This is a genomic window from Ruegeria sp. YTSA108 (assembly GCF_059610185.1).
This window is the reverse complement of the sequence record NZ_JBXWND010000007.1, coordinates 93,392-107,544: the sequence shown is the minus strand read 5'-3', so window position 1 is coordinate 107,544 and position 14,153 is coordinate 93,392. Positions and strand designations below refer to the sequence as shown.

Annotated in this window: 16 protein-coding genes; 6 read left to right on the top strand and 10 right to left on the bottom strand. The window is 57.0% G+C overall.

Features of this window, described 5'->3' with window-relative positions:
* Window positions 1-19: 19 nt before the first annotated feature.
* Window positions 20-919, top strand: coding sequence for a lysophospholipid acyltransferase family protein (locus tag AC2FHW_RS11820; protein WP_271951305.1), 900 nt, complete (start codon window positions 20-22; stop codon window positions 917-919).
* 65 nt (window positions 920-984) lie between these two features.
* Here AC2FHW_RS11820 and AC2FHW_RS11815 read toward each other — a convergent pair whose 3' ends face one another.
* Entirely contained in the window at window positions 985-1,860 is an 876-nt protein-coding gene (locus tag AC2FHW_RS11815; protein ID WP_142639281.1) for a 3-hydroxybutyryl-CoA dehydrogenase, read from the bottom strand.
* Window positions 1,861-2,022: 162 nt separating this feature from the next.
* Here AC2FHW_RS11815 and AC2FHW_RS11810 point away from each other — a divergent pair, with 162 nt between their 5' ends.
* The gene (locus AC2FHW_RS11810) at window positions 2,023-2,844 is read left to right on the top strand and encodes a DUF6473 family protein (RefSeq protein WP_496821959.1); all 822 of its coding nucleotides are present in this window, start codon (window positions 2,023-2,025) and stop codon (window positions 2,842-2,844) included.
* Window positions 2,845-2,905: 61 nt separating this feature from the next.
* On the opposite strand, the gene AC2FHW_RS11805 is transcribed toward AC2FHW_RS11810, so the two are convergent.
* The 6 genes from AC2FHW_RS11805 to AC2FHW_RS11780 form a co-directional block, all read right to left on the bottom strand.
* Complete coding sequence (locus AC2FHW_RS11805) at window positions 2,906-3,835, bottom strand: electron transfer flavoprotein subunit alpha/FixB family protein (RefSeq protein WP_142639283.1); 930 nt, start codon at window positions 3,833-3,835, stop codon at window positions 2,906-2,908.
* Window positions 3,835-4,593, bottom strand: coding sequence for an electron transfer flavoprotein subunit beta/FixA family protein (locus AC2FHW_RS11800; protein WP_271951297.1), 759 nt, complete (start codon window positions 4,591-4,593; stop codon window positions 3,835-3,837). The genes AC2FHW_RS11805 and AC2FHW_RS11800 overlap by 1 nt, the downstream gene beginning before the upstream one ends.
* Before the next feature lie 264 nt (window positions 4,594-4,857).
* Window positions 4,858-5,430 (bottom strand): cob(I)yrinic acid a,c-diamide adenosyltransferase, encoded by a 573-nt coding sequence (locus AC2FHW_RS11795; protein ID WP_271951294.1) that lies wholly within the window; start codon window positions 5,428-5,430, stop codon window positions 4,858-4,860.
* Complete coding sequence (locus tag AC2FHW_RS11790; RefSeq protein WP_142639289.1) at window positions 5,431-5,634, bottom strand: twin transmembrane helix small protein; 204 nt, start codon at window positions 5,632-5,634, stop codon at window positions 5,431-5,433.
* An 80-nt stretch (window positions 5,635-5,714) separates the two neighbouring features.
* On the bottom strand, window positions 5,715-6,542 hold the full coding sequence (locus AC2FHW_RS11785; RefSeq protein ID WP_271951289.1) for an SDR family NAD(P)-dependent oxidoreductase: 828 nt from the start codon (window positions 6,540-6,542) through the stop codon (window positions 5,715-5,717).
* A gap of 68 nt (window positions 6,543-6,610) precedes the next feature.
* The gene (locus AC2FHW_RS11780; RefSeq protein ID WP_246097307.1) at window positions 6,611-7,213 is read right to left on the bottom strand and encodes an SH3 domain-containing protein; all 603 of its coding nucleotides are present in this window, start codon (window positions 7,211-7,213) and stop codon (window positions 6,611-6,613) included.
* Window positions 7,214-7,414: 201 nt separating this feature from the next.
* Here AC2FHW_RS11780 and AC2FHW_RS11775 point away from each other — a divergent pair, with 201 nt between their 5' ends.
* From AC2FHW_RS11775 to tuf, 3 genes are all read left to right on the top strand, one after another.
* Window positions 7,415-9,763: a DNA topoisomerase IV subunit A gene (locus AC2FHW_RS11775; RefSeq protein WP_281995885.1), complete on the top strand. Its 2,349-nt coding sequence runs from the start codon at window positions 7,415-7,417 to the stop codon at window positions 9,761-9,763.
* A gap of 95 nt (window positions 9,764-9,858) precedes the next feature.
* Window positions 9,859-10,449, top strand: coding sequence for a hypothetical protein (locus tag AC2FHW_RS11770; RefSeq protein ID WP_496708269.1), 591 nt, complete (start codon window positions 9,859-9,861; stop codon window positions 10,447-10,449).
* Window positions 10,450-10,565: 116 nt separating this feature from the next.
* On the top strand, window positions 10,566-11,741 hold the full coding sequence (gene tuf / locus AC2FHW_RS11765; protein ID WP_142640426.1) for an elongation factor Tu: 1,176 nt from the start codon (window positions 10,566-10,568) through the stop codon (window positions 11,739-11,741).
* Window positions 11,742-11,958: 217 nt separating this feature from the next.
* Here the strand turns inward: tuf and AC2FHW_RS11760 are convergent, their stop codons facing one another.
* Complete coding sequence (locus AC2FHW_RS11760) at window positions 11,959-12,408, bottom strand: hypothetical protein (RefSeq protein ID WP_142639317.1); 450 nt, start codon at window positions 12,406-12,408, stop codon at window positions 11,959-11,961.
* A 21-nt stretch (window positions 12,409-12,429) separates the two neighbouring features.
* The gene (locus tag AC2FHW_RS11755; protein ID WP_142639319.1) at window positions 12,430-12,798 is read right to left on the bottom strand and encodes an antibiotic biosynthesis monooxygenase family protein; all 369 of its coding nucleotides are present in this window, start codon (window positions 12,796-12,798) and stop codon (window positions 12,430-12,432) included.
* 79 nt (window positions 12,799-12,877) lie between these two features.
* On the opposite strand from AC2FHW_RS11755, the gene AC2FHW_RS11750 reads away from it, so the two are divergent.
* Complete coding sequence (locus AC2FHW_RS11750; protein ID WP_142639321.1) at window positions 12,878-13,309, top strand: MarR family winged helix-turn-helix transcriptional regulator; 432 nt, start codon at window positions 12,878-12,880, stop codon at window positions 13,307-13,309.
* 4 nt (window positions 13,310-13,313) lie between these two features.
* Here AC2FHW_RS11750 and rpe read toward each other — a convergent pair whose 3' ends face one another.
* Window positions 13,314-14,000, bottom strand: a complete 687-nt coding sequence (gene rpe, locus AC2FHW_RS11745) for a ribulose-phosphate 3-epimerase (protein WP_496678889.1) — start codon at window positions 13,998-14,000, stop codon at window positions 13,314-13,316.
* Between the last annotated feature and the right edge of the window lie 153 nt (window positions 14,001-14,153).

Below are 14,153 nucleotides of genomic sequence, written 5' to 3'. Positions count from 1 at the left end.
AGAACGGGATAACCAGGAATTGGCGGAAACAACGCACGAGACCAAGACAGGCCCGGTGGTGGATGGGACCAAGGACCAGGGCGAGATCTATGATCGTAAGACCCTGACCTACGCAAACTCGTTCGACGACCCTTGGACTGCAACAGCGATCCGCACCATTGAATGGTGTACGGGTAAGTTGACCATTTTGGGTATGGTTAACAAGTTCGAGAAGCAGAATGAACAATTCCGCGGCCAACGGTTCTGGGCAGGTGCGCTTAATATAATGGGCATCGACCTGACCACACCAGAGGAACAGATCGCGCGTATTCCAAAAACGGGGCCCGTGGTCGTCGTAGCCAACCATCCCCATGGCATGGTCGACGGCATGATTCTGGCAGAGCTGATCGGCAGGGTCCGCAGCGACTATCGGATCTTGACCCGTTCGGTTCTGACAGGTTTGGACGAGGCGGCGACGTCGTTCATGATTCCGGTGCCCTTCCCGCACGATCCCGAGGCACAGGCCAAGATGCTTGAGATGCGCGGCAATGCGATGGAGCATCTGAAAAACGGGGGCGTTGTGGCCTTGTTCCCTTCAGGCGTTGTGATGTCTTCGGATGACTGGTTCGGGCCGGTGATCGAGCGTGAGTGGAACGTGTTCACGGCCAAAATGATCCGTCGATCCGGCGCGCAGGTCCTGCCGATCTTTTTCCCTGGCAGGAATTCGCGTGCCTACCAGATCGCCAACAAACTTTCTGCGATTCTGCGCCAGGGTTTGTTGCTGCACGAGATCGTTCGATCCTGCAACAAACCGCAATCCCCGGTGATCGGAGAACCGATCTCGGATGAGGATATGCAGCTGCTGGAGCGAGATCCGCGCGGCTTTATGGCTTGGCTCAGAAAGCACACGCTGGGTCTTGGGCAGGCAACCAAGCTCTGACCTGCAATTTCACCTGATCAGGACAATCTCGTGGCTGCGCCCGGATGAATTCCGGGCGGTGGCCTTTACCGGGTCGGCACTGGCGCCTCGCCCCGATAGTCATAAAAACCACGCTGCGTTTTACGTCCCAGCCAGCCCGCTTCGACATATTTCGTCAACAGCGGACAAGGGCGATATTTGGTATCGGCCAATCCATCATGCAGCACGTTCATAATGGCCAAACAGGTGTCCAGACCGATAAAGTCAGCCAGTTCTAGTGGTCCCATCGGGTGGTTTGCGCCCAATTTCATCGATTGGTCAATCGACTGAACATTCCCCACGCCTTCATACAGGGTGTATACGGCCTCGTTGATCATCGGCATCAGGATGCGGTTGACAATGAAAGCCGGGAAATCTTCGGCGCTGGCGGCGGTTTTGCCAAGGCGGTCTACAACGGCCTTACAGGCAGCAAATGTTGGTTGATCCGTAGCAATGCCCCGGATCAGTTCAACCAGTTGCATCACCGGAACTGGGTTCATGAAGTGAAAACCCATAAAGCGTTCGGGCCGGTCTGTTCGGCTCGCCAAACGTGTGATCGAAATAGATGACGTATTTGACGTCAGGATTGTATGCGGTTGCAGATGTGGCAGCAAACTTTCGAAAATGGCTTGTTTGACGGTCTCACGCTCGGTTGCGGCCTCGATCACCAGGTCAGTCTGGCCCAGCTGTGGCAGCTCCATTGTGGTCGTGATGCGTTTCAGCGCGGATTGCATCTCCTCATCCGAAATTTTTCCGCGCGATGCCTGGCGCGCCATATTTCCTTCAATCGTCGCCATGGCGCTGTTCAGCGCGTCCTGGCTAACGTCGTTCAGCAGAACGTCATATTCCGCCAAAGCCAGTACGTGGGCGATACCATTGCCCATTTGGCCTGCGCCAATCACTCCGACTGATTTTACATCCATTTTTTGATGCCTCTGTGCCACGGGGTAGGATGACACTATCGGCAGATCGGGGCGGGCGGCAAGGGGATCAGACCGTTCGACTTTGCTTCAAATGCGCACATTAGGAGATTCTCAAGACTTGCGGCTGCAAGATGGCATCCGGGTGAAAATTGGGTGAGTGATATGAGCTATCATCAAGCTGGCTCGGGGCGACTCGAGCATGACGTGTGCCAATACGGTGAGTCACGATTGTGGTTTCGTGGGCCAATGCGTTCGCTGGAGAAGTCATTTGTGGCCTGCGCAGGTGGGACCGAAACATTCGGGCGATTCGTCGAGCAGCCATTCGCGGCAGTTCTCGAAGAGAGGTTGGACAGACGGTGCCTGAATTTCGGAAGCCTTTTTTGCGGCGTAGATGCGCTGTGCGATGACACGGAGTTGAGGGGTTTACTGAACCAAGCAGAGCTCTGCTTGGTGCAGCTTAGCGACATATTGGGGCAGTCCAATCGATTCTACCGGGTTCATCCCCGACGCAACGACCGTTTTCTGGCTCCGACAGAGGATCTGAAATCTCTCTATCCCGAGATCGACTTTGCCGATGTCCATTTCGTACATCACCTGATGAATTTGTTGCAGGGCCGCAATGATGCGCGGTTCGAGGTAATCGCAGAAGAGCTGCGACGGAATTGGATCGACCGCATTGGGGGGCTTGTTGAGGCGCTTGAAGTGCCTGTTGTCTTGTTGAATTTGCAGGTCCTGCGTGAGGCAGAAAGTGATCAGCCCAAGCACGGTGCTGATATTCGGATCACGCCACAGATGATCGAGGCCCTGCGCCCTCTCAGCGCCGAGATCGTTGAGGTGACGGTCAGCGTGTCGGGGCAGTCCGATGAGCTTGAAGATATGCTGTTTGGAACACTGCAACAGCCCATGGCGGAATATATGATAGGTCCTGCGGCACACAGGTCGATTGCTGACGCCTTGGTCGGTCCGATCAGAAACCTGCAATGAAAAGGGCCCGCCGATGGCGGGCCCAATGCAAGATTCTTCGTGGAAAAGTCTAGCCCGTTGATCAGCCGAGTTTCTCGGTCAGTTCCGGAACGGCCTGGAACAGGTCGGCGACCAGACCGTAATCGGCAACCTGGAAGATCGGCGCTTCTTCGTCTTTGTTGATCGCCACGATGATTTTCGAGTCTTTCATACCTGCCAGATGCTGAATCGCACCCGAGATGCCGACAGCGACATACAGATCCGGGGCAACAACCTTGCCGGTCTGACCCACCTGCCAATCGTTCGGAGCATAGCCCGAGTCGACTGCGGCGCGCGATGCGCCAACTGCGGCCCCCAGTTTGTCAGCGAGACCTTCGATCAGCTTAAAGTCCTCTTCAGAACCGACACCACGGCCACCCGACACAACAACGCCAGCCGAAGTCAGCTCGGGGCGGTCGCTTGTGGCTACCTTGTCTTCGACCCAGGACGATAGACCGGGGTTCTCGCCGACCGAGATGGTCTCAACTGCTGCCGAGCCATCTTCGCCCGCAGCATCAAAACTTGCGGTTCGGAAAGTGACGACTTTTTTGGCGTCCACAGATTTGACGGTCTGGATCGCGTTGCCCGCATAGATTGGGCGTTCGAAGGTCGAGCCGTCGACGACACCGGACGCGTCCGAGATGACCATGACGTCCAGCAGCGCGGCAACGCGCGGCATAACGTTCTTGGCATCGGTGGTGGCGGGGGCAACGATGTGCTCATAACCATCAGCAAGACCTACGATCAGCGCAGCAGTGGATTCTGCCAGGCGATGGCCCAGCGATTCGTCCTCGGCGACCAGAACCTTTGAGACGCCGGTGATCTTGGCGGCAGCTTCACCGGCAGCAGCAGCGGAACCGCCTGCGGCCAGAACGGTTACATCACCCAGTGCCTTTGCTGCGTTTACAGCTTTGGCGGTTGCGTCCAGCGCCAGTTCACCATTGTTGACTTCGGCGAGAAGAAGAACAGCCATTACACAGCCCCCGCTTCTTTGAGTTTCGCGACAAGCTCGTCTACCGAGCCGACGATGATGCCAGCGGCACGTGCCTGTGGTTCTTCGGTTTTGACGACTTCCAGGCGCGGCGAGACGTCGACGCCGTAATCGGCGGCGGTTTTCTCGTCCAGCGGCTTTTTCTTCGCCTTCATGATGTTAGGCAGCGACGCGTAACGGGGCTCGTTCAGGCGCAGGTCCACGGTCACGATTGTCGGCATTTTGACGCTGATGGTTTGCATGCCACCATCGACTTCGCGAGTGATCTTTGCGCTGTCGCCGTCGATGTCGATGTCGGACGCAAAGGTGCCTTGTGACCAGCCCAAAAGAGCTGACAACATCTGACCAGTTGCATTCATGTCGTTGTCGATAGACTGCTTGCCGCACAGAACGATACCGGGCTGCTCTTCTTCGACCACTTTGGCCAGGATCTTGGCAACGGCCAGGGGTTCGATGTCCTGATGGACATCATCTGCAGCAATGACCAGGATGGCACGGTCCGCGCCCATGGCCAGCGCAGTGCGCAGTGTTTCCTGGGCTTGTTTTACGCCGATAGAAACAACGACGACTTCGTCTGCCTTGCCGGCTTCTTTCAGACGGATTGCCTCTTCGACAGAAATTTCGTCGAACGGGTTCATCGACATTTTGACATTGGCGAGATCGACACCGCTGCCATCCGCTTTGACGCGAACTTTAACGTTATAGTCAATCACGCGTTTGACAGGCACGAGTACCTTCATTTTGCGCTAGCTCCTCACAAAAAACGGCAAGCCGCGTCGCGACTCCACCAATGTTCATGAGGGCTTGAATAGCGATTCAATTCAGGCGGCAACAGGGCAAAATCGTCACGTCATCTGCAACGGACGTCGCGTTTTGCTATTTTTGACGTGACCAAGCACCACACATCCACCCAAAAGGCAGGAAGCTATCGGTTTGCGCCCGCCCGTCGGGCCGGGGCTTCGCCCTTCCGGTCGCCGCCGCGTCCACTGGACGCGACGCCGCTTTCAGCGGTTCGCGCCCGGAACCCACAGAACATCTTGGGTTCCGTTTTCATTGGCACAACGGGCTGCGACGAAGAACCAGTCGCTCAGACGGTTCAGGTACTTGACTGCGGTTCCGTTGACCGGCTCCATGTTGGTCAGCTCAACCGCAAGCCGTTCGGCCCGGCGCGATACGGTTCGACATACATGCAGATGCGCCGCAAGACGCGAGCCACCGGGCAGGATGAAACTGCGCAGTGGTTCCAAGGCTTCGTTCATCGCGTCGATTTCAACCTCCAGCCGGTCAATCTGCGAGGGCACGATGCGCAGAGGCGGATAGTCTGCTTCGGCATCCTTTTCCATGTCGGGACGACAGAAATCCGCGCCCAGATCAAACAGGTCATTCTGAATGCGGGCGAGTGCAGCTTCGACATCCCCATCTGCCTCGGTCCGGGCGACGCCGACAAAGGCGTTCAACTCGTCCACGGTGCCATAAGCGGTGACGCGGCCCGAGTATTTGGCAACGCGTTCGCCATTGCCGAGTGCGGTTTTGCCATCATCACCGGTGCGGGTGTAAATCTTGTTCAATACGACCATTTACTGACCTCCCTGACCGCGCAGCCAGACGTAAAGCACGATCAGAATCACGGCGATGAACTGAAACAGGATACGCAGGCGCATATACTTGTTGCTTTTCAGTGCCGCGTCCCTGCCGCTTTTGCCAAAATTCGAGATGCCAAGCGCCAATACGACGACAACCGCCGCCATGGCCAAAAGCAAAATGACCATCATTAGGTCCATGAGTACACCGTCCGTGTTTCTGTTTGCCTAGGGCTATCATCTAGCCCCGTGCGTGCCAAAAGCGAACGGGTTATTTCGCCTCAGACCCCTGCAAGGATGCGGTCAATCGCACGTGTCGATAGAATGCGGCGCAAACAACCGGCGATAAATGTAGGTGTTGTCACATAGTATCGGGGGCGCGGGCGCTTGGATTCTACGGCGTGGGCCAGCTTGGTCGTAACCGCTGATGCGGGCAGTTCAAACCGATCCGGCCCCGACGATTCGTACAGTCTTTTCAACAAAGAGGACTCATACCGCTCGCGCAGGGCCGAGTTTTGCCAGTTGATGAACCGCTCGAAGAATGGGATTGAGTTTTCGCGGATTTTAGATGTGATCGGGCCAGGTTCGATCAAAATGACCTTGATCCCCGTATCAGCCAGTTCCAGGCGCAGTGTATCCGTCAGCCCTTCGATTGCATATTTCGTGGCCACATAGGCGCCGCGCCACGGATAGGCCACCAGACCCAGCACCGAAGAGTTCTGAACGATTCGCCCGTGTCCTTGACTGCGCATAATCGGGATGACCTGCCTGGTCAGTTCGTGCCAGCCAAAGAAGTTCGCCTCGAAAATCTGACGCAGGCCTTCGGTCGGCAGGTCCTCGACCGCGCCGGGCAGGCCATGTGCGCCATTGTTGAACAGCGCGTCCAGGGTGCCTCCGGTGGCCTCCAACACTTCGTTCAAACCCGACGATATGCTGGCCGTATCGGTATAATCAATGCGCGGGCTTTCAAACCCCTGCGCCCGCAACCGGTCGCAATCGCGCTGTTGTTTGCACGAGGCAAACACGCGCCAACCCCGCGCGCGCATCCCATGCGCCGCATCCAGTCCGATGCCCGATGAGCAGCCAGTAATTAGAATGGTCTTCTGCATGATTTTCCCGATTCTGAACCAGCCCCAAGCTAGTGTGCACAGAGTATGGGGACAATCATTGCTCCACGTCAGTCTGGTGTTTTTCTGACCAAAGAGGTCGAAATCCACCCCACCTGTTGCTGCGGCAACACGCGCAGTCGCAACCATCCGGTGCCCGAGTCACTTAGCACCTCGACCTTCTGGCCGATGCGCGCTTTGCCAACAATCGGGTAGATCGTTCCAGGGCCGTCACGCATGTTCACGCGGGTCCCGGAGATTTCCCGGATATCTTTCCTGGGTTCAGGCTGGGCGGCGGGTTCAGGCTGCACGTCCTTGGTGATTTGCTTCAGGCCAGTTACACCGTCTTCCAGGGACGCAAGCGTGATGCTGGCAGTCTGATCGTCAAACACCGAAAGCGCGTTGAAAGTGTCCAGACTGGCGGGTTCTGCGACAATCGCTGCGACTGCTGGCTGGGGATCAATCGGGCGCTCGCGCACGACCGGCGAGCGCATAGCGACATTTGTCACAAGCTCTTTTGCCGGAGACGGTGCTACGGTTTTGGGGGCCGCTTTCGAGGCGACTCGCACAGGCTGTTCTGACCGCACACCGCGCGGCTCGAAATTAGGCCCGCCACTCATGACGTAAAAGCACCAGCCAAGTGCAGCGAAACTCATTACAATCAGGCGCGTCATGGCGCATCCCCCGGTCGATCAATCGAAACAAAAAAAGGCAGCAGACTAATGTCAGACATCCTAGCATAATTCGCGACCCAAGTCGAAAAACGGGGGAAATCGGGGGGTTGCCTCCCCCTGTTGCAAAAAGCGCCACTTGTCCCCAGTAAAATATGTCTTGCTTGCTTTACCCGCGCGCCCTTGCGTCGTATCACATCATCTATGAATGATACGATCGACGACCCCAATATGGTGGCCCCCGAAAACGGGGGCGAAGTAGCCGAACCGCTGCGCCGCGCGATTGGTGAACGTTATCTGACCTATGCGCTGTCCACCATCATGCACCGGGCCTTGCCCGATGCACGGGATGGTTTGAAGCCGGTGCATCGGCGAATCCTCTATGCGATGCGCGAGTTGCGACTCAGTGCAACGGGCGGGTTCCGTAAGTCGGCGAAAATCTCGGGCGATGTGATGGGTAACTATCACCCGCACGGCGATGCCGCGATTTATGACGCGATGGCGCGTTTGGCGCAGGATTTTAATGTGCGCTATCCGCTGGTCGACGGGCAGGGGAATTTCGGCAATATCGACGGCGATAACCCGGCGGCCTCTCGTTATACCGAGGCTCGGATGACCATCGTGGCCGAGGCTCTGCTTGAGGGTCTGAACGAGGATGCTGTCGATTTCCGTGACAACTATGACGGCACGCTGACCGAACCGGTGGTTCTGCCCGCGCAATTTCCGAATCTGCTGGCCAATGGCTCCAGCGGTATTGCGGTGGGCATGGCGACGAATATCCCGCCACATAACATCTCGGAACTGTGTGACGCCTGTTTGCATCTGATCAAGACGCCGGATGCGCGCGACGATACGCTTCTGAACTACGTGCCCGGACCGGATTTCCCAACCGGCGGCGTAATCGTTGAACCGCCTGCGAATATCGCGCAGGCCTATCGCACCGGGCGCGGGTCATTCCGCCTGCGCTGTAAGTTCGAGGTCGAGGATCTGGGCCGCGGTCAGTGGCAGATCGTCGTCACCGAGATTCCCTATCAGGTTCAGAAATCGAAGCTGATCGAAAAGATCGCCGAGCTGATTCAGACCAAGAAAATCCCGATCCTTGGCGACGTTCGTGACGAATCCGCAGATGACATTCGCCTGATCCTTGAGCCGCGTTCCAAGAATGTGGACCCCGAGGTTCTGATGGGAATGCTTTATCGTAACTCAGACCTTGAGGTGCGGTTCAGCCTGAACATGAACGTGCTGATCGACGGGGTGACACCCAAAGTCTGCTCGATGAAAGAAGTGCTTCGCGCTTTCCTGGATCACCGGCAAGAGGTTCTGCTGCGCCGGTCGCGCCACCGGATGGCCAAGATCGACCATCGGCTGGAGGTGTTGGAGGGCTTTATCGTTGCCTTCCTGAATCTTGACCGCGTGATCGACATTATCCGCTATGACGATGACCCCAAGGCTGCGCTGATGCGCGAAGACTGGGGCATCGACCATGTCCGCGCCACCAATGAGGCCGACTATGTCTCGCCCAAACCGGGCGAGGGCGAGCTGTCCGAGGTCCAGGTCGACGCAATTCTCAACATGCGTCTGCGCAGCTTGCGTCGTCTGGAAGAGATGGAGCTGGTTCGCGAACGCGATGAGCTGATGTTGGAACGTGCCAATCTCGAAGATCTGCTAGCCGATGAAAGCCTGCAATGGGCCAGTATCGCCGAGCAGTTGAAAGAGACCAAGAAAACCTTCGGCAAGGACTATGAGGGCGGCGCGCGGCGCACCCAGTTTGCCGAAGCCGGTCAGGTCGAAGAGGTCCCGCTTGAGGCGATGATCGACCGCGAACCGATAACGGTTGTCTGCTCTCAGATGGGCTGGATTCGCGCCATGACCGGCCATATCGACCTGAACCGCGAGTTGAAGTTCAAGGATGGCGATGGGCCACGGTTTATCTTCCATGCGGAAACCACCGATCGGCTGCTGGTCTTTGCCTCGAACGGTCGATTCTATACCATCAGTGCCGCGAATCTGCCCGGCGGTCGGGGTATGGGCGAGCCGCTGCGCCTGATGGTTGACCTGCCGAATGAGGCGCAGATAATCGACATCCTGATCCACAAGCCGGGGCGCAAGCTGCTGGTGGCCTCGGATGCGGGTAACGGCTTCACCGTGCCCGAGGATGATGTGCTGGCACAGACCCGAAACGGCAAACAGGTGCTGAACGTCAAAGGCGACGAAACAGCGATTATCTGTAAACCGATCGAAGGTGACCACGTTGCAGTGGTTTCTCAGAACGGCAAGTTTCTGGTCTTCCCGACCGAGGAACTGCCTGAAATGACCCGCGGCAAGGGCGTTCGCCTGCAAAAATACAATATGGCGCGCGGGCGGCAGGGGACGCTGGAATTGGACGGCGGGCTGTCAGATATCACCACCTTCAACTGGGAAGAGGGCCTGAAATGGTCCATGGGTGGCGACAAGACCCGGCACGAGGCAGATCTTTCGCAATGGCTGGCCAAGCGTGCCAGCGTCGGGAAAAAGCCGCCATACGGCTTCCCGCGTGATTTTAAATTCTCCTGATCAGGCCCGGTCACAGAGGATTTATGCCGATACCGCTTGGCACAAGCCGTATCGGTGCGTTAGATCAAAGAAAAACAGGCCTATCGAGACGAGATATGTTGCGCATTTTGACACTGATCACCGGATTGGCCCTGATGGGCGCCTGCACCCAAACGCAGGTTTACGAAGAGCCTGAGTCGCTGGGCGAATTCAAGTTGCGGGTAAACTATGCCTTTGCCGATAAGGCGGTGCAGGGACCGGTAAGCCGGGATGCGACGCCCGACGAATGGACTGCTGCCATTCAAAACGCGGTGGACATCCGCCTTGGGCGCTATACGGGCGCTCAGGAATACGACATCGGCATCAGCCTCGAGGGCTACATGCTGGCCCCTCCCGGCATTCCGGTGATCTATAACCCCAAGAGCACTGCGATTGTTCTGGTCAACGTTTATGACGTGAACAAGAAAGAGTTTCTTGCCAAAGGTAAGCAATTCCAGGTGCTGGAAGACACAACCGGCGGCAGTGCCCTGAAAGGGTCGGGCCATGAACGGACAAAGCAAGAGCAAATGAGCGGGCTGGCTCTGAAAGTTGCGGACCGAGTCGAAGAATGGTTGGCCGAGGAACATTTGGAAAACGGTTGGTTCGACCGGCGTCCCGAACTGATCCAGCCACTCGATTCAGGTGTAGCAACGCAAAATCCGGCTTAAAGAACGGCATTTCCCGCAGGATGTGCTTGATTTTCTCCTTTGAACCCAATATCTCGCGCGCGCAGATGTAACCACGGGACCAAGGGTCCCCCAAAGCACAAAAGGGCGCCTGAGGAATGGCAAAGGAAAAGTTTGAGCGTAATAAGCCGCACGTCAACATTGGCACGATTGGGCACGTTGACCACGGCAAGACGACGCTGACCGCAGCGATCACCAAGTATTTTGGTGACTTCAAAGCGTATGACCAGATTGACGGCGCGCCGGAAGAGAAGGCCCGCGGCATCACCATCTCGACGGCCCACGTGGAATACGAGACCGATGCGCGTCACTACGCCCACGTTGACTGCCCCGGCCACGCCGACTACGTCAAGAACATGATCACCGGTGCGGCGCAAATGGACGGCGCGATTCTGGTTGTGAACGCGGCTGACGGCCCGATGCCTCAGACCCGCGAGCACATTCTGCTGGGCCGCCAGGTTGGTATCCCGACCATGGTCGTGTTCATGAACAAAGTTGACCAGGTTGACGACGAAGAGCTGCTGGAGCTGGTGGAAATGGAAATCCGCGAGCTGCTGAGCTCGTATGATTACCCTGGCGACGACATTCCGATCATTGCCGGTTCGGCTCTGGCCGCGATGGAAGGCAACAACCCGGAAATCGGCGAAGAATCGATCCGCAAGCTGATGGCTGCCGTCGACGAGTACATCCCGACGCCTGAGCGTGCTGTTGACCAGCCGTTCCTGATGCCGGTCGAAGACGTGTTCTCGATCTCGGGCCGTGGTACAGTTGTGACCGGTCGTGTTGAGCGTGGCGTGATCAATGTTGGCGACGAGATCGAAATCGTCGGCATCCGCGACACCAAGAAAACCACCTGTACCGGTGTTGAAATGTTCCGCAAGCTGCTGGATCGTGGCGAAGCGGGCGACAACATCGGCGCGCTGCTGCGTGGTATCGACCGTGAAGGTGTTGAGCGTGGCCAGGTTCTGTGTAAGCCGGGTTCGGTTACACCGCACACCAAGTTCGAAGCCGAAGCCTATATCCTGACCAAGGAAGAGGGTGGCCGTCACACGCCGTTCTTCGCGAACTACCGTCCGCAGTTCTACTTCCGTACAACTGACGTGACCGGCACCGTGACCCTGGCAGCTGGCACCGAGATGGTTATGCCCGGCGACAACGTGTCGTTCGAGGTTGAGCTGATCGCACCGATCGCGATGGAAAACGGCCTGCGTTTCGCCATCCGCGAAGGTGGCCGCACCGTCGGCGCCGGCGTTGTGTCGAAAATCGTCGAGTAATTCGCGCAAGCGAATGATCAAATGGAAAGGGCGCCCATCCGGCGCCCTTTCTCGTTTGATCTCGACAAGCCCGCGACGCGCCCATGTCGTACACCAAAGAGTGTTGAGTGATCGGAGGCGGTGATGAGATCGTTCGCCGAATAGTCTCAGACCTAACCGTCGAAACAAAAAAGCCCGCCCCAAACCGGGGCGGGCTTTTTCTGTTTGGAATGCATCTTTATTTCTGGGACTGACTGCGCCTGCGCGCGGTCATTGCCCGTCCGTCACGGATACTCATACCCATCAATGTCAGATTGGTGGCACCAGCGACCAATTCGATGACCTGAACAAGGTAGAAGCTGGTGTCGAAGGCCCCGGCTCCGGCCTTTGCTTTCAGGTAGAGTGCTGCGGGTACCAGAATAAGCAGGCCGTTGGCTGCGATGATCGGCATTCTTTTCTTTTTGGCCAATGCCGAAGCATCTTTGCGCCGGCTTCCCATCGACATTCCTGTGGCGCCGACTATTACCATGGCCGGGACCAGCAAGAACAGGCCATAGACGATCATGGTTTTTACTGATGCCACGGTCGCGTGGGAAGCGAAGATCTCGCTGTACAAAGTAGATGTCCAGAATGTCAGGATTGTTAGAAATCCGATAACTCCAGCGATGGGGTGGATTGTTCTGATCATGGGTCGCCTCCACTTTTTGCCTTAGGCAACACAGTGGTTGTCGACCGTCAGCTTGCGCAGAAGATGTGGTCGCGTCACTGCGCTGTCCGGGTAGTCGGCGATACGGCTTTGGAATTCAGGATTGGTAAAGGCCTGACGGAAACTCTTCACATCTTGCCAGACAGCATAGTTCACGAAGGTCGCGCTGTTGGCGATGCCTTTGTGCAGTTGCGTCGAGATGTATCCCGGTTGCGATTTCATGAAATCCGCGTCGTGGGACCAGGCGGTCAGCAGGGCGTCTTCGTCCTTGGCGTCAACCGTGAACAGGTTGATCAGAACGACGGGGCCTTCCTCGGTTTCCATCTGGTCAGCCAGGGTTGCGATTTCGTCCAGTTCTACGATGCGTGCCATTCTTTGATCCTCTTTCAGAAAATAACATAGCAAGCTATATAATATTGCATAGCATGCTATGCAAGTGTATTTATCCGACATGGATTTCACGAAAGAAGACTCTGCCGGATATCTGGTCAATCACATGGCGCGCTTGTTTGCCCGGGACCTGCAGCAGCGTATCTCTCCTTTGGGGATCGTCGTTGGGCAATTCCCCATTTTGCTGGAGCTTTGGCAAAAGGACGGCGTGTCGCAAAAAGAGCTGCTTGGCAAAATCGACGTCGAGCAGGCGACGTTGGCCAACACGCTCAACCGGATGGAGCGGGACAGTTTGGTCAAGAGAACCAAAAACCCAACCGATGCCAGAGCTCAGCTGATCTGGTTGACCGAAAAGGCGTCAGGGATACGCGCGGAGGCATATGAGGCCGCCCAGACCGTAAACGCGCAGGCGCTTGCGGGGCTGAGCGCCGAGGAACAACGTCAGTTTCTGGACCTCATGCACAGGGTGATTTCGGGCATGCGCCAGGAATAATGAGTTACAGCGCGGAATTCGCAGCGGCCCGCACGGCGCGGATGTTGTCGCCATAGACCCCGGGCTGATCTACCGATCCACCTTTGAACACAGCTGAGCCGGCAACCAGAACGTCGGCGCCTGCGGCCGCGACCAGCGGGGCGGTGTTTGGATCAACGCCGCCATCAATCTCAATATGGACGGGACGGTCGCCAATCATCTGGCGCAGGCGGCGGATTTTGCTGGTCATGTCGATAAACTTCTGGCCGCCAAAGCCGGGGTTTACGGTCATAACGCAGATGAGATCGGTCAGATCCAACAGGTGCTCCACCGCTTCGGCCGGAGTGCCCGGGTTCAGCGCGATACCGGCCTTCATTCCTGCAGCGCGGATGGCCTGCAAGGTGCGGTGCGAATGCGGCCCTGCCTCGATATGGGCGGTCAGGACATCGGCCCCAGCATCCGCATAGGCCTGAATGTAGGGATCGACTGGGGTGATCATCAGATGCACGTCCATCACCGTTTTGACATGCGGACGAAAGGCTTTGACGGCGGGTGGACCAAAGGTCAGGTTGGGGACAAAATGGCCATCCATCACGTCAATATGCACCCAGTCGGCGCCCTGAGCCTCAATGGCCTGAATCTCGGCGCCGAAATTGGCAAAATCGGCGGACAGGATCGACGGGGCGATCTTGATGCTGCGGTCAAAGCTCATGGTTGCCTCGTGTCATCTGAACAGTTGAGGATGCGTATAGCGTTGAGGTCAGTTGATGGATAGCCCCCGCGACAATCGCGCCGTAACAAAACTTTCACCTTACTGACACACAGCCGTTGAACAGTGCCTGTAGCTCACCGCCAAGACGAATTG